Below are 14,941 nucleotides of genomic sequence, written 5' to 3'. Positions count from 1 at the left end.
GTGAGAAGAAGGGGCCTGTCCCTTTCTTCTCACGCCGCCTACGTCGTGCCTAGGCCTGCCGGGCGCGTGAGAAGAAGGGGCCTGTCCCTTTCTTCTCACGCTGCCTACGTCCTGCCTAGGCGGTGCGGGCGCGCTGGGCGAGCTCGACCGACGCGGCGCGCAGGCCGTCGGGCGCCGTGATCGGCTCGGCGAAGCCGATGCGGCAGGGCGCGCCGCCGCGAGGCGTCTTCACGCGCAGGTCGAGGCCGTAGCGGTCGGCGCGCACGCACGTGGCGGACTCCGCGTCGCCGTAGCCGCCGAGGACCTGGGCGACGAGCAGGAGGACGTCGGCGTGGTCGTCGTTGAGGTGGCGCACGGCGTAGGCGGCGCTCGCTGCGACGGGGTCGGGCTCGGCCGCGCGGTAGTCCTCGGCCGTCGCGGAGTCCATGCGGCCGAAGCCGCCGACCCAGCGCACCCGGTCGACCTCGAGGACGTAGAGGGCGAAGTCGCCGAAGTCGGCGTAGGTCTCGGCGGCCGGGACGGCGGCCACGTGCGCGGCGCGGGCGGCGGCGGCGCGCTCGCCCTCGGGGCGGACGGCGCGGCCGGCGAGCGTCACGCGGCCGCCGTCGAGCGGGTCGCCCTCGCGGTCGGCCTCGGTGACGACGAGGCTGGCGCGCGCGTCGCGCAGGAGGTTGCGGCCGTGCTCGGCGAGCGTCGAGACGCAGAGCACGGGCGAGCCGTCCTCGAGGCTGCCGTAGGCGACCATCGACCCCCACGGATGGCCGTCGTCGCTCAGCGTCGCCAGCGTGCCGAGCGTCGCCTGGGCCACGAGCGTCCGGGCCTCCTCCGCGGCGGTGCGACGGCGCGCCTCGGGCGCCGGCGAGAGCGGCTGCGGGACGCGGAAGACGTCGGCCGGCGCGTCGTGGTCGAACGGCCGGGTCGCGGTGTCGGACATGAAGGCTCCTAGCTCGGCCGCCGGCACGAGCCCCCTGCCCGTTGGACGGCGCGCCCCGCGGGGCGCTGACGGTTAGGGTAGCCGAACTCGAGCGTGGCTTTCGGGTAGCCTAACCCGAAGACCCACCGCCTCGGTCGGAATGGCCAGGCACACCTCACGGCAGGGGGACCACGCATGACCCACATCGCCCGGCGCAGGCGGCTCGGCGCCGTCCTCGCCACCACGACGCTGCTCGCCGGCGCCGTCGCGCCCGCGGCCGACGCCGCGCCCAAGCGCATCGCCGCGCTCACGCCGTTCACCGCGAACACGCTCGCCGACCTCGGCGTGCGCCCGGTGGGCATCGGCATGACGCTCGGCGGCAACGACCGCATCTCGCCCAAGCTGCGCGGCGTCCCGCGCCTGCGCCTCAGCCACCCCAACGGGCCCAACCTCGAGCAGCTCGCCCAGCTCAACCCGCAGCTCGTGCTCAGCGCCCCGATCTGGCGCAAGGGCGAGGCCGGCATGCGCCGCCTCGGGATGCGGGTCGCGCTCAGCGACCCGACGTCCGTCGCCGCCGTCCCGCGCGAGGTCCAGCGCATCGGCAGCCTCGTCGGTCGCCGCCGGGCCGCCGACGGCCTCGCCGCCAGGATGGTCCGCGACATCAACGCGGCGACCCGCGGCATCCGCCGCCACCCGAAGGTCCTCGTCGTCCTCGGCGTCGGCAAGGTCGCCTACGCGTTCCTGGAGAACAGCTGGGGCGGGGACGTCATCCGCTACGCCGGCGGCCGGCTCATCACCGCCGGGCTGCGCAGCAGCGGCGGCTACGCGCGCATCTCCGACGAGGCGATCGTCGCGCGCAACCCCGACGTGATCATCGCCGTGCCCCACGGCAACCCGAGCGACATCGGGCGCATCGCGCGCGAGATCCAGAACCGCCCCGGCTGGCGGCGCACGAACGCCGCGCGCCGCGGCAAGGTCTTCGTCTCGACCGGCAACTCGCTGCTGCAGGCCTTCACGGACGTGGGCCGGACGATCCGCGACGTGCGCCGGAAGTTCCTCGGGACCTAGCCGTGGCCCTGCGGCAGACCTCCGTGGTGCTCGTGGCGCTGGTGGCCCTGGCCGCCGGCGCCGCCGCCTCGATGACGCTCGGCGCGGTGCACGTGCCGCTGCGTGACGTCGTCGACGCGGTCACGGGCAGCGCGGAGGACGGGCCGCTCAAGGAGATCGTCCTGCAGCTGCGCCTCCCGCGGACGGTCTGCGCGATCGTCGTCGGCGCCGCGCTCGGCGTGGCCGGCGCGCTCCTGCAGGGCGCGCTGGCCAACCCGCTCGCCTCGCCCGACGTCATCGGCGTCACCGGCGGCGCGGGCTTCGGCGCGATGCTCATCCTGCTCGTCTTCCCCGACTCGATCGCCCTGCTGCCGGTCGGGGCGCTGACGTTCGGGCTCCTCGCCGCCGGCCTGGTCCTCGCCGTCGCGTGGACCGGTCCCAACGGCGGAGGCATCGGCCGGCTGATCCTCGCCGGCATCGCGATCTCGTCGCTGTTCGCCGCGGCGACGACGTCGCTCATGGCGGCCTACGCCGACCGCGTCTCGTCGGCCATCTTCTTCCTCGCCGGCGGCCTGACGACCGAGGGCTGGGCGGGGATGGACGTCGCCTGGCCGTACTTCCTCGTCGGCTTCGTGCTGGCGGCGCTGCTGGTGCGGCCGCTCGACCGGCTCGCGCTGGGCGACGACGTCGCGGAGTCCCTCGGCGCGCGGCCGCGCATGATCCGCCTCGGCGCCGGGGCGGCCGCCGCACTGCTCGCGTCGAGCGCCGCGGCGCTCGCCGGCCTGCTCGGCTTCCTGGGGCTGCTCGTCCCGCACCTCGTCCGCCTCGCCGGCGGCACCGCGAGCCACGGCTACGTCGTCGGCGCCTCCGCGGTCTGCGGCGCGGCGCTGCTCCTCGTCGGCGACACGCTCGCGCGCACCGTCGTCGCCCCCGTGGAGCTGCCCGTCGGCCCGCTCATGGTGATCCTCGGCGTGCCGCTGTTCCTCTGGCTGCTGCGCAAGGCGACGTGAGCGGGTCGCTGCTCGAGGCCCGCGGCGTGCGCGTCGAGCTCGGCGGGACGACGATCGTCCACCAGGCGGACCTCGACCTGCGCGCCGGCGAGCTCGTCGCGGTCGTCGGCCCCAACGGCGCCGGCAAGTCGACGCTCGTCCGTGCCGCGGCGGGCCTGCAGAGGGTCGCGGCGGGGACGGTCCGCTGGGGTGGCGAGGACGTCGCGCGCCTGCGTGGCCGCAAGCTCGCGCGCCTGCGCGCGTTCGTCCCGCAGCGCCCGCGCGTGCCCGAGGGCATCACGGTCCGCCAGGCGGTCGACCTCGGCCGCGCGCCGCACCTCTCCCCCCTGCGCCGTCCCACCCGCGCCGACCACGACGCGGTCGACCGCGCGCTCGCCCGCACCGGCGTCACCGCCTTCGCCGACCGCCGGCTGACGACGCTCTCCGGCGGCGAGCTCCAGCGGGTGCAGATCAGCGTCGCGCTCGCCCAGGAGTCGCCCGCGCTGCTGGCCGACGAGCCGACCTCGTCGCTGGACCTGGGCGCCACCGCCGCGGTGGCGCAGCTCCTGCGCGGCCTGGCCGACGACGGCCTCGCCGTCCTGCTCGTCGTCCACGACCTCGCCCTGGCCGCCGCGGTCGCCGACCGCGTCGTCGTCGTCTCGGAGGGCCGCACGGTGGCGACCGGCGACCCGCACGACGTCCTGGACCCCGAGCGCCTGTCGCACGTCTGGCACGTCGACGCGGCGCTCGAGGCCGACCCCGCGGGGCGCACCGCCCTGCACGTCGCCTGGCTGGGCGGCGACCGCCGTCCCCTCTCCACGAAGGAGCCCGCATGACCCGCCGCACCCTCGCCCTCGCCGCCGCGCTCGCCGTGGCCGGCGCCGTCCCCGCCGCCGCGCAGGAGCCGTCAGGCAGCGCGACGCTGTCGATCTCCGGCGCGGGCGCGAAGGGGCTCGGGGCGCCCGAGAGCGTGGCGCTGCCCGTGTTGCGCGGGTCGCTGTCGTCCTCGGCCACGATCCAGCACGAGGGCAAGCTGCGCCTGAAGGCCGGCAGGCGCAGCGTGACGCTCACGCGGCTGCGCACGACCATCGGTGCGCGTTCGACGGTCACGGCGATCCTGCGCGACCGGCGCCGGACGATCTTCACCATCACCGGCGGCAGGCGCTCGACCGACGCGGCCAAGGGGACGGTCACGGTCCGCGGCGCCCGGCTGACGCTGACGAAGGCCGCGGGCCAGCAGCTGCGCAAGGCGCTGCGCCTGCGCCGCACTCCGCGCGGGCGCTTCGGCACCGTCTCCCTCACCGCGACGCTGCCCAAGGGCTCGGGGGCGCCGACCGGCGGTGCCGGCACCTCGCCCTCGGCGCCGGGCAGCAGCGGCGGCGGCACCCCGACGTCGGTCGCCCCGACCGCGCCGGTTCCGCAGCTCGACCGTCCGGCGGGCGCGGTCGACGTCGCCGCCTCGTCGGTCCAGTGGCACGTGCGCGAGTCGTTCATCCGCTACATCAACACCGGCGAGGGGACGAGCGTCGCCGACGGCGCGAGCGCCCTGCCGCCGACGGTGCGCCCCGGCAGCGACGCGTCGCTGCACTACGACTTCGCGTACGCGCCGGCGGGCGGCTGGTTCGACCCGGCGACGGGCCAGGGCAAGCTCCAGTTCAAGGGCCGCCTGCGCTTCCTCTACAGCGACCACGGCATCGACCTCAGCGCCCACGACCCTGAGGTCCAGCTCGGCGGGGACCCGCTGTCGACGTTCCGCTTCACCGGCGGCCTGGACACGAACCCGGGGGACCGCCGCGCCGATCTCATCCGCCTCGACGTCGCCAAGGCCAGGGCGGTGACGACGAGCCCCGACGGCAGGACGCGCACCTACGAGCAGGTCCCGGGCAGGCTCACCAAGAACGGCTCCGGCCTCCTGGGCAACGGGATCTACGCCGAGGGCGACGAGTTCGGCTGGATGACGATCTCGGTCACCACGCCGTAGGGCTGACGCGACACCTTCGGGCGCGCGGTCCGTCTAGGCAGTGATGCCTGCGCGCCCGACGGGTCGCTGGCTGCTGGGTGCGGCGGTCTCCGCCGGCGCGGCAGCGGCGATCGCCACGACCGCCCTCTCCCAGGACGCCGCCCCGGCGCCGTCGCCCTTCGGCGATGCCGACGGCGTCCTGCGCCTGCCCGAGGCGGTCGCCGTGGCGCCCGACGGGACGGTGCTCGTGGGCGACCACGCCAGCGGGCGCATCCAGCGCTTCCGCGACGGGCGACCGGCGGGCTCGTTCGGCATGGCGGGCCGGCCGTGCGGGCGCCTCGGCGCCGTCGGCGGGCTCGCGGTCGCGCGCGACGGGCGCGTCTTCGTGCTCGACACCGACCACTCGCGCGTCGCCGTCTTCGCCGCCGACGGCCGGCTGCAGCGCTGCTTCGGCGAGCGCGGGCAGGGACGCGGGCAGCTCTCGACGAGCTCGGGGTCGTTCGCGGGGTCGACCGCCAGCGGCGGCATCGCCGTCAGCGGCCGCTACGTCTACGTCGCCGACACCGGCAACCACCGCGTGCAGCGCTTCGGCCTCGACGGTCGCGGCGCGAAGGTCCTGGGCAAGGGCCGGCTGAACGTGCCGCAGGGCCTGGCGGTCGCGGGCCGGCGGCTGCTCGTGGCCGACGACGGCAGCCACCGGGTCGTCGAGCTCACGACCTCCGGGCGCTTCGTGCGCGCGACGCAGCGCGACCGGGTGCGGCTGCGCTTCCCCTACGACGTCGCGCTGGGCCGTGACGGGCGCGCGTACGTCGCCGACAACAACGCCCACCGGATCGTCGTGCTCGACCGGCGCCTGCGCCAGGTCGGCTCCTTCGGCCGGCAGGGGCGGGGCGCCGGGCGGTTCACGTTCCCGCGGGCGCTCGCGGTGGCACGCGGGGGCAACGTGCTCGTCGCCGACGCCGCCAACGGCCGGGTCGCCGAGACGACGGCGTCCGGCCGCTGGGTGCGCGCGCTCGGCCGCGACGGGCGCGACGGGGGATGGACGACGACGCCCGCCGACGTCGCGGTGAACGCGTTCGGCGAGGTCGCGGTCGCCGACGCCAACGCGCGCATCTCGTGGTTCTTGCTCGACGGGCGGTTCCGCGGCGCGTGGGCGCAGGGCCGCAGCTTCCGGCAGTCGACCGCCTCGGTCACCGCCCCGCGGGCGGTCACGTTCGCCGGCGACCGGGAGCTGCGCGTCGTCGACGGCGGTCAGCTGCGCGCGCTGGGCGCCGGCGTCGCACGCGACCTCCTGCCCGCCGACGAGCGCGGCGTGGCGCGGCTCCAGGTGAGCGACGTCGTCGTCGAGGGCGACGGGACGACGTGGGTGCTGACCGGCCGGGGCCAGGTCGCCCGGATCGGCCGCGACGGCCAGCCGGGGCCGCTGCTCGGGACGGCCCTGCCGTCGGGCCGCAGCGCCGGCGCGCTCGCCCTCCTGCGTGACGGGACGATCGCCTTCGGCGAGTCCCCGGCCGAGCGCCTCGGCGCCCGGGCCGTGGGCTCCGTGCGCCGGATGACCCGCGACGGCCGGGCGCTGCCCGCCTGGACGCTGCGCATCCCGGCCGGCGGTGACGCGACCCGCGCCACCGGCCTGCTGGCCGACGACACCGGCGGCGCCTGGGTCAGCGACGCCGGCAACGACCGCGTCCTGCACCTCGACCGCACCGGAGCCGTCGTCCAGACGCTGGGCGGCGCCGGGCGTGACGCCGGCCAGCTCATCGGTCCGGCCGGCCTGGCCTTCGACTGCGACGGCGGCCTCGTCGTCGCCGAGGCCGGCGGCAGCCGCGTCCAGCGCTTCCCCGGACTCGGACCGCGCACCGGCTGCCGCGACGCGGGTCGCGCGACGGTGAGCACGCCACCGCCGCGTCCGGTCGGCCTGCGCCTGAAGGTGACCGAGCGGGGCACCGGCCGCGCGGCCCGCCTCGCGTCGGTCCGCATGACGTGCGCGCGGGACTGCACCCGCGTCGTGACCGCGAGCGCCTCGGTCCTCGCCGGGGGGCGCATGCCGCAGACGCTGGCGCTGCGGGTGGCGGTCCGCGGGTCGGTGGCGCGGGTGAGCGCGGGACCGGCGTCGCTGCGGGCGCTGCGGCGGGCGCTGCGGGTGCAGGGCGCGTACGTCGCCGTGGGGATCGAGGTGGCGGCGACGAGCCGGGACGGCGTGACGGACCGCGACGGGGTGGCGGTGCGGCTGCGTCGCTGAGCGGCGCTCAGCCCGCCGAGGACGACCCGGCCAGCGCGGCCTCGTGGCGCCCCCGCTCGACGGCCGCCGCGACCCCCGTGCGGCTCGTCACGCCGAGCTTGGCGAAGATGTTGCGCAGGTGGGTCTCCACCGTCTTCTGGCTGAGGAAGAGGGTCTCGGCGACCTCGCGGTTCGTGCGGCCCTCGGCCACCAGCGAGGCGACCTCGCGCTCCCGGGCGCTCAGCGGGGCGAGGCCGTCGGCCGCGCCGCCCGCCGCCCCGGCGGCGGGCTCGGCGGCGGCGCGCGGCGCCACGCGGCGCCCCAGGCGCCGCAGCTCGCGGACGGCGACGGCGCGATCGCGCTCGGCGCCGGCGTCGTAGAGCGCCTGCTCGGCGGCGAGGAGGAGCTTCACCGCGTCGTCACGCCGGCCCGCGGCGGCGAGGCAGCCGCCCGCGAGGAGGCGGGAGCGCTCGGCCTCCAGGACGATGCCGACCGAGGCGAACGCCTCGCCCGAGGCGATGGCGCGCTCGGCGGCGGCGGCGAGGTCGCCCTGGGCGGCGGTGACGATCGCCCGGCCGCGCAGCGCCCAGCCGCGCTGGCCCACCAGCCCGCTCTCGGCCGCCCAGTCCTCGCCCTCGGCGGCCCAGTGCTCGGCCTCGTCGAGGTCGCCCCGGCCGAGCGCCGCGTTGATGGCGATGAGGCGGGCGTAGTGGCGGTCGGCGTTCTGGACGAGCGGCAGCCCCTCGCCGCCGGCCAGCGCCTCGAGGCCCTCGAAGGCGGCGGCGAGGTCGCCGAGCCCGGCCAGGACGAACGCGCGCACGTACCCCGTCCACAGCGTGACGTGCGGGTGGGGCGGCAGCGTCTTGGCGACGGCCTCGCACTCGGCCAGCGCCGCGCGGGCCCTGCCCTCGTCGCCGCTGCGCCCGAGGCTCAGCGCCTGGCCGAACAGCGCCCACCAGAGGTACCGGCGGCTCGGCGCCAGCCGCGCGGCCTCCACGCCGTCGTCGATGAGCGTCCAGCACTCGCGCAGGTTGCCCGCGCGCAGCGCGCACAGCGCGCGGTCGACCTGCAGCGTCGCCGCCATGCCGGGGTCGCCCGCCAGCCGGGCGATGCGCAGGCCGCGGTCGAACAACGCGGCGCCGTCGTCGTAGCGCTCGATGTGCGTCGCCGCCCAGCCGAGCGCCCAGATGCTCTGCAGCCACGGCGCGAGCTCGGCGTCCTCGCAGCGGGCGAAGGCCTCCATCGCCGCCTCGAGGATCTCCGCCGCGCCCTGCGGGTCGGACTGCGAGAGGACGTCGGCGAACAGCGCGCGGACCGCGCCCAGGACCACCGGGTCCTCGGCCGCCTCGGCGGCGGCGAGCGCCCGGCGCGCCGCGGCGCCTGCCTCGTGGGTGCGCAGGTTGAGCTCGTGCAGCACGACGAGCTGGAGCTCGAGCGCCGCGCGTGCCCGGTGCTCGTCCTCGCCCAGGCGGGCGATCGCGCGCTCCAGCCGGGCACGGGCCTCGTCGTCGAGGCCGAGCCAGGTCTCGACCTGGGCGAGGCCGACCGTCGCGTCCAGCGTCCCGGCGTCGGCCTCGAGCAGGACCTCGCGCGCCTCCTCGAGGTGGCCGCCGGTGAGCAGCGCGGCGCCGCGCTTGGCCAGCAGGTCGCGGCGGCGCTCGCCCGTCACGTCGGTGAGCAGCCGCAGCGCGGCGCCGTACCAGTGGGCGGCGCTGTCGGGCGCTCTTGCGGCGACCCGGTCGGCCGCCGCGACGAGCACGTCGATCGCCTCGTCGTCGCCCACGGCGGCCGCGCCCTCGGCGTGGTGGGCGATGAGCGTGACGTCCGCGCCCAGCGCCTCGAGCGCGCGGCGCAGCCGGTCGTGGGCGCCGAGGCGCCAGCCGGCGCCGGCCGCCTCGTAGACCGCGCGGCGCACGAGCGGGTGGCGGAAGGCGAAGCGCCCCGGCGCGTCGGCCTCCTGGACGACGCCGGCCGCGATGGCCTCGTCGACCGCCGCGGTCGCCGCGCCCTGGGTGATCTGCGCCGCCGCCGCGGCCAGGACGAGGTCGAACGGCTCGCCCGCCACGGCCGCGCCGTGCAGGAAGGCGCGGGTGCCGTCGGCCAGCGCCTCCAGCTCCTCGCGGATCGCCGCCGCGACGCCCGGCGGCACGCCCGCGGGGCCGGCCGTGCCGGCGCCCGCCGCGACCGGCGCGCGAGCGAGCTGCTCCAGGAAGAACGGGTTGCCGCCGGCGGCGCGCAGGATCGCGTCGCGCTCCGCGGGCGTCACCTCAGGGCCCAGCAGCGCCGCCGCGTCGTCGCGCGACAGCGGGGCGAGGCGCACGAGCGTCCCGCGCTCGAGCGCCTGGACCGCGGACACGAGCGGCGCCAGCTGCGCCGACGGGCGGTGGCCGCCGAGCACCAGCACGCGCGCGGCGGGCGGCCGGCGCGCCAGGGCGGCGAGGACGTCGACCGTCGCGGGGTCCGCCCAGTGGAGGTCGTCGAGGACGAGCAGCAGCGGCCGGGTCGCCGCCACGCCCTCGAGCAGCTCGCGCAGCGCGCGGTGCGTGGCGTGGCGGTCGCCGGCCGTCGGCGTGGCGTGGGCCTCCAGCGACGGCAGGATCGCCGCCAGCTCCTCGAGGCGCTCGACGCCCATGCGCGCCAGGCGCGTGCGGTCCAGGCCGGCGACGTGCGCGTCGAGCGCGTCGACGAGCGCCCCGAACGGCAGCTCGCGCTCGAACTCCGCGGCACGGCCGGCGAGGACCGTCCAGCCCGCCTCCTCGGCGGCCTGGGCCAGCGACGCCGACAGCGTCGACTTGCCGATGCCCGGGTCGCCGGCGACCAGCGCGAACGTGCCGGTCCCGGCCTCGTGCGTCGCGCGCAGCAGCGCCTCCAGCGCCTCGAGCTCCGCCTGGCGTCCGACGAGCGTCCCCACGAGGCCCATCATCGCCCCGCCCTCCCCTCTCGCGCTAGTGCGGTCAACCCGTCACCGCGAGGGCGAGCAGCCGCCCGCCGACCACGCCCGCGGTCGCCGCGGCCGCGAACCCGGCGAGGACGACCGAGCGCCGCTGGCCCATCCCCCTGATCCACCCGGGCACGAAGCCCAGCGGCAGACCGCCCATGAGGAGGAAGACCACGGCGCAGGTGAGGAAGCCGCCGTCCACGCCGCCGGATCCGTCCCCACCCGCCCCGCCGACCCCGTACTGCGCGAAGTTGAAGCCCAGCGAGAGGAAGAGCGCCGGCCAGGCCAGGCCGATCGTCCCCACGGCCCCGGACGGCAGCTTCGACCCGCCCCAGGCCGCGATCCCGGCGAAGAGGAAGCCCAGCGGCATGGCGGGCGCCACGAGCAGGATCGACCCCTCCGGGCACGGCGTCGCGATCTCGTAGGCCCCGCCGCTCGCGCACGAGCCGCCGACGTCCATGACCTCGCGCATGCCGTGCCACAGCGACGTGATGCAGACCGCCAGGCCGGCCAGGCCGACGAGCCACAGCAGCCAGGAGCGGGAGGCGGGAGCGACGGGCGTCTCGGGCATGGCGCCATCGTGCGCCCGCGCGCACCCCGGAGCATCAGGGCACACCCTGATCCCGCCTCCGGGACCCTGGCCACAACCCTGACACAGCTGTGTCAAGGTTGGCCCGTTCGCTGGTAGAGTCGAGCCCATGGAGCGTGACTTCCTGGCCGCCGCCCGCGAGCGTGTGATCGTCTTCGACGGGTCGATGGGCGCCCTGCTCGAGGAGCAGGACCTCGACCTCGAGCGCGACTACCAGCTCCCGGGCCGCGCGCATGAGGTGCTCGTCCTCAACCGCCCCGACGTCATCGAGGGCGTGCACACCTCGATGGTCGAGGCCGGTGCCGAGGTCGTGGAGACCGACACGTTCCAGGGCTCGCGCCTGAAGCTCGAGGAGTGGGGCCTGCAGGACCACACGCTCGAGATCAACCAGCGCGCCGCCGAGATCGCCCGCAAGGCCGTCGGTCCCGACCGCTTCGTCGCCGGCTCGATCGGCCCGACCGGCTTCCTGCCCTCCTCCGACGACCCCACGCTCGGCAACATCGCCTTCGGCAAGCTCGTCGAGGTCTTCACCGAGCAGGCGACCGGCCTGCTCAAGGGCGGCGCCGACCTCCTCATCATCGAGACCGCGCAGGACGTCCTCGAGGTCAAGGCGGCCGTCTTCGGCGCCCGCGAGGCGTTCAAGGCGACCGGCCGCAAGGTGCCCATCCAGGTGAGCGCCTTCGTCATGCCCGAGAACGGCAAGATGCTGCTGGGCACCGACGTCTCCTCGTGGCTGACCACGATGGAGGCGCTCAAGGTCGACGTCATCGGCCTCAACTGCTCCTCGGGCCCTGAGCACATGCGCGACGCGATCCGCTTCCTCGGCGAGTTCGCGCCGATGCCGATCCACTGCATCCCGAACGCCGGCATCCCGCAGCAGGGCCCCGACGGCGAGACGATCTTCCCCGAGAAGCCGGGCCCGCTGGCCGACGTCCTGGGCGACTTCGTCGACCGCTACGGCCTGTCGATCGTCGGCGGGTGCTGCGGCACGACGCCCGAGCACATCTCCGCGATCGCCGAGCGCTGTCGCGGCGCCCGGACCGACTTCACGCGCCCCGCCCCGCGCGCGCCGCACGTCTCGTCGCTCATCACCGCCACGCCGCTGGTGCAGGACCCGTCGCCGACGCTCGTCGGCGAGCGCGTCAACTCGCAGGGCTCGCGCAAGGCCAAGGAGCTCCTGCTCGCCGACGACTACGACGGCCTCGTCCAGGTCGCCGAGGACCAGGTCGAGGGCGGCGCGCACGTGCTCGACCTCTGCGTCGCGCTCACCGAGCGCACCGACGAGGACGTGCAGATGGCCGAGGTCGCCAAGCGCGTCTCGCTCTCGCAGCCCGCGCCGATCCAGGTCGACTCGACCGAGCCGGAGGTCATCCAGCGCGCCCTCGAGCAGATCCCGGGCCGCGCGATCGTCAACTCGGTCAACCTCGAGGCGGGCCGGGACAAGCTCGACCAGGTCGTCCCCGTCGCGATCGCCCACGGCGCGGCGCTCATCGCGCTGACCATCGACGAGGTCGGGATGGCCAAGACGGCCGAGCGCAAGGTCGAGGTCGCCAAGCGCATCAAGGAGCTGGCCTGCGACGAGCACGGCCTCGACCCCGAGCTGCTGATCTTCGACGTCCTCACCTTCACGCTCACCACGGGCGACGAGGAGTGGAAGCCCTCCGCGGTCGAGACGATCGAGGGCATCCGGCGCGTCAAGGCCGAGCTGCCGGGCGTCAAGACGTCGCTGGGCGTCTCCAACGTCTCCTTCGGCGTCGGGCCGGCCGCGCGCGCGGTCCTCAACTCGACCTTCCTGCACCACTGCGTGGAGGCCGGGCTGGACCTCGCGATGGTCAACCCGAACCACATCACGCCCTACGGCGAGATCGACCAGGTCGAGCGCGACCTCGCCGACGACCTGGTCTTCAACCGCCGCGAGGACGCGCTGGAGCGCTTCATCGCGCACTTCGAGAGCAAGGGCGCGACGGAGGAGGCCTCCGAGGCGGCCGACCCCACGGCCGGCATGGAGCCCGAGGAGGCCCTGCACTGGCACATCCTGCGCCGCAAGAAGGACGGCGTTGAGGCCCAGATCGACAAGGCCGTCGAGAAGCTCGGCGCCGTCCCGGTCCTCAACGACGTGCTGCTGCCGGCGATGAAGGAGGTCGGCGACAAGTTCGGCGCGGGCGAGCTGATCCTGCCGTTCGTCCTGCAGTCGGCCGAGGTCATGAAGCGCGCCGTCGCCCAGCTCGAGCAGTACCTCGACCGCATCGAGGGCTACACGAAGGGCACCGTCGTCCTGGCCACGGTCTTCGGCGACGTGCACGACATCGGCAAGTCGCTGGTCAACACGATCCTGACCAACAACGGCTACTCCGTGGTCGACCTCGGCAAGCAGGTGCCGATCTCGAACATCCTCGACGCGGCCAAGGAGCACGACGCGACGGCGATCGGCCTCAGCGCGCTGCTCGTGTCGACCTCCAAGCAGATGCCCGCCGCGGTGCAGGAGCTCCACGCCCAGGGCCTCGAGTACCCCGTGCTCATCGGCGGCGCCGCGATCAACCGTGCGTTCTCCTACCGCGCGCTGTTCCCCGGCGGCAAGGAGACCGAGGAGCAGTACGAGCCGGGCGTCTTCTACTGCAAGGACGCCTTCGAGGGCCTGGCCGTGATGGACGCGATCGTCGAGGACGACGCGCGCGAGCGGCTGCGCACCAAGCTGCGCGAGGACGCCGAGCAGTTCCGCCTCAAGGGCGAGGAGCCCGAGGAGCTCGACACCTCCGACGACAGCGTCCGCTCCGCCGTGCGCACCGACGTCGACATCCCCGAGCCGCCGTTCTGGGGCGTCCGGGAGATCCCGGTCGACATGGACGAGCTCTACAGCCACCTCGACACCCACGTGCTCTTCAAGCTGCACTGGGGCGGGCGCGGCGTGAAGGGCGATGCCTGGAAGGAGCTCGTCGAGGGCGACTTCCGCCCGCGCCTCGAGCGCATGTGGGCCGAGCAGGACTACCTGCACCCGCGCGCGCTGCTGGGCTTCTTCCCCTGCTACTCCGAGGGCAACGACATCGTCGTGCTCGACCCCGAGGACCGCGAGACCGAACTGGCGCGCTTCGTGACGCCGCGCCAGCCCAAGGGCGATCGCCTCGCGACGTCGGACTTCTTCCGCCCGAAGGAGAGCGGCGAGCTCGACGTCATCGCCCTGCAGGCGCTGACCGTCGGCTCCGAGGTCACCGACCTGATGGCCAAGCTCGAGGCCGACGGCGAGTTCGCCGAGCAGCTCTTCGTCCACGGCCTCGGCGTCCAGACCGCCGAGGGCCTGTCGGAGTGGCTGCACTGGAAGGTCCGCGGCTGGCTGGGCATCCCCGCCACCCAGGGCCGCCGCCTGTCGTGGGGCTACCCGGCGATCCCCGACCAGGCCGACCACAAGAAGGTCGAGCAGCTGCTCGACCTCGAGCAGATCGGGATGCAGATCACCGACGGCGGCTTCGCCCCGGTGCCCGAGCAGTCGACGCTGGCGATGGTCCTGCACCACCCGCAGGCCATCTACTACGGCATGCGCAACGGCCGCCTGCTGCCCGACGGCTCGCCCGACGACGTCATCAAGGGCTCCAAGCGCGACCCCTCGCTCTTCGGCCAGGCGCCCGAGCTCGAGGACGAGGACCCGCGCGAGGGCGCCGTCGAGGCCGAGGACGGCCAGCCCGCGGGCCGCGCGGCCGGCCGCGAGGAGGCGCCGGAGATGGCGCTGCGCGCCGCCGACCAGGGCTAGTCCCGGCGTGGCCGCGTGACCGCCTGCCCGCGCGCCTGCGCGGGTAGAGCGGTCCGCATGGCCCACCAGAAGCTCGTGCTGGCCGGGGTCGCCGCGGCGGCCGCGGCCGGCGCTGCCGCCGCCCCGTCGGTCGTGGCCCAGAGCGATCAGCCGCCGGTGACGGCGAAGCTCGACGTGCTGCGCGCCGGGCCGGAGCGCGTGCCGACGGCGAAGGTCCGCATCGGCCGGCGGACGTACCTCTTCATCGTCGACACCGGCGCGTCGCGCACGTTGCTGGACCGCAGCGTCGTACGACGCGAGGGCCTCAGGCCGTTCGGCGAACGGCGCTCGGTGGGCGGCGTCGGCGGCACGCTGCGCGTGCAGCGCGTGCGGGTGCGCACGTGGCGCCTGGGCGACCGCGACCTGCCGGCGATGACCGTCGTCACCGGCGAGCTGGGCGATGGGGCGCGCTTCGGCGGGCTGCTCGGCTCGGACGTCATGGCCCGCTACGGGACCGCGCGCTTCGACTTCCGCAGCGAGCAGCTCGTGCTGGGCGGATAGCGTCC

At 75.8% G+C, this 14,941-nt stretch carries 10 protein-coding genes; 7 read left to right on the top strand and 3 right to left on the bottom strand.

Annotated features, from left to right (window positions below):
* Nucleotides 1-115: 115 nt before the first annotated feature.
* The gene (locus JUB12_RS20160; protein ID WP_205697236.1) at nucleotides 116-934 is read right to left on the bottom strand and encodes a HugZ family protein; all 819 of its coding nucleotides are present in this window, start codon (nucleotides 932-934) and stop codon (nucleotides 116-118) included.
* Nucleotides 935-1,108: 174 nt separating this feature from the next.
* Between JUB12_RS20160 and JUB12_RS20155 the strand changes: the two genes are divergently transcribed.
* The 5 genes from JUB12_RS20155 to JUB12_RS20135 are packed head-to-tail and all read left to right on the top strand — an operon-like array spanning nucleotide 1,109 to nucleotide 7,148.
* On the top strand, nucleotides 1,109-1,981 hold the full coding sequence (locus JUB12_RS20155) for an ABC transporter substrate-binding protein (RefSeq protein ID WP_205697235.1): 873 nt from the start codon (nucleotides 1,109-1,111) through the stop codon (nucleotides 1,979-1,981).
* 2 nt (nucleotides 1,982-1,983) lie between these two features.
* A complete protein-coding gene (locus JUB12_RS20150) occupies nucleotides 1,984-2,970 on the top strand; it encodes an iron ABC transporter permease (protein ID WP_205697234.1) in 987 nt (328 codons plus the stop codon).
* A complete protein-coding gene (locus JUB12_RS20145; protein ID WP_241004328.1) occupies nucleotides 2,967-3,785 on the top strand; it encodes an ABC transporter ATP-binding protein in 819 nt (272 codons plus the stop codon). Before JUB12_RS20150 ends, JUB12_RS20145 begins: the two co-directional genes overlap by 4 nt.
* On the top strand, nucleotides 3,782-4,930 hold the full coding sequence (locus JUB12_RS20140; RefSeq protein WP_205697233.1) for an HtaA domain-containing protein: 1,149 nt from the start codon (nucleotides 3,782-3,784) through the stop codon (nucleotides 4,928-4,930). Before JUB12_RS20145 ends, JUB12_RS20140 begins: the two co-directional genes overlap by 4 nt.
* 43 nt (nucleotides 4,931-4,973) lie before the next feature.
* Nucleotides 4,974-7,148: an NHL repeat-containing protein gene (locus JUB12_RS20135; RefSeq protein ID WP_205697232.1), complete on the top strand. Its 2,175-nt coding sequence runs from the start codon at nucleotides 4,974-4,976 to the stop codon at nucleotides 7,146-7,148.
* A gap of 7 nt (nucleotides 7,149-7,155) precedes the next feature.
* Here JUB12_RS20135 and JUB12_RS20130 read toward each other — a convergent pair whose 3' ends face one another.
* On the bottom strand, nucleotides 7,156-10,050 hold the full coding sequence (locus tag JUB12_RS20130) for a helix-turn-helix transcriptional regulator (protein ID WP_205697231.1): 2,895 nt from the start codon (nucleotides 10,048-10,050) through the stop codon (nucleotides 7,156-7,158).
* A 31-nt stretch (nucleotides 10,051-10,081) separates the two neighbouring features.
* Entirely contained in the window at nucleotides 10,082-10,636 is a 555-nt protein-coding gene (locus JUB12_RS20125) for a hypothetical protein (protein WP_205697230.1), read from the bottom strand.
* A 127-nt stretch (nucleotides 10,637-10,763) separates the two neighbouring features.
* Here JUB12_RS20125 and JUB12_RS20120 point away from each other — a divergent pair, with 127 nt between their 5' ends.
* Nucleotides 10,764-14,396, top strand: coding sequence for a homocysteine S-methyltransferase family protein (locus JUB12_RS20120; RefSeq protein WP_205697229.1), 3,633 nt, complete (start codon nucleotides 10,764-10,766; stop codon nucleotides 14,394-14,396).
* 57 nt (nucleotides 14,397-14,453) lie between these two features.
* Nucleotides 14,454-14,936 carry a retropepsin-like aspartic protease gene (locus JUB12_RS20115; protein ID WP_205697228.1) on the top strand — a complete coding sequence of 161 codons (483 nt, stop codon included), beginning with the start codon at nucleotides 14,454-14,456 and terminating at the stop codon, nucleotides 14,934-14,936.
* The last annotated feature ends 5 nt before the right edge of the window (nucleotides 14,937-14,941 follow it).

The organism is Conexibacter sp. SYSU D00693 (assembly GCF_017084525.1).
Classification (GTDB): domain Bacteria; phylum Actinomycetota; class Thermoleophilia; order Solirubrobacterales; family Solirubrobacteraceae; genus Baekduia.
The sequence above is the reverse complement of the archived record's forward strand: the minus strand, read 5'-3'. Positions and strand labels throughout refer to the sequence as shown.

Bases quoted from the DNA above. Each gene is read 5' to 3' on its own strand.
- JUB12_RS20160 (WP_205697236.1), bottom strand. From the start codon at position 934: ATGTCCGACACCGCGACCCGGCCGTTCGACCACGACGCGCCGGCCGAC.
- JUB12_RS20155 (WP_205697235.1), top strand. From the start codon at position 1,109: ATGACCCACATCGCCCGGCGCAGGCGGCTCGGCGCCGTCCTCGCCACC.
- JUB12_RS20140 (WP_205697233.1), top strand. From the start codon at position 3,782: ATGACCCGCCGCACCCTCGCCCTCGCCGCCGCGCTCGCCGTGGCCGGC.
- JUB12_RS20135 (WP_205697232.1), top strand. From the start codon at position 4,974: ATGCCTGCGCGCCCGACGGGTCGCTGGCTGCTGGGTGCGGCGGTCTCC.
- JUB12_RS20130 (WP_205697231.1), bottom strand. From the start codon at position 10,050: ATGATGGGCCTCGTGGGGACGCTCGTCGGACGCCAGGCGGAGCTCGAG.
- JUB12_RS20125 (WP_205697230.1), bottom strand. From the start codon at position 10,636: ATGCCCGAGACGCCCGTCGCTCCCGCCTCCCGCTCCTGGCTGCTGTGG.
- JUB12_RS20120 (WP_205697229.1), top strand. From the start codon at position 10,764: ATGGAGCGTGACTTCCTGGCCGCCGCCCGCGAGCGTGTGATCGTCTTC.
- JUB12_RS20115 (WP_205697228.1), top strand. From the start codon at position 14,454: ATGGCCCACCAGAAGCTCGTGCTGGCCGGGGTCGCCGCGGCGGCCGCG.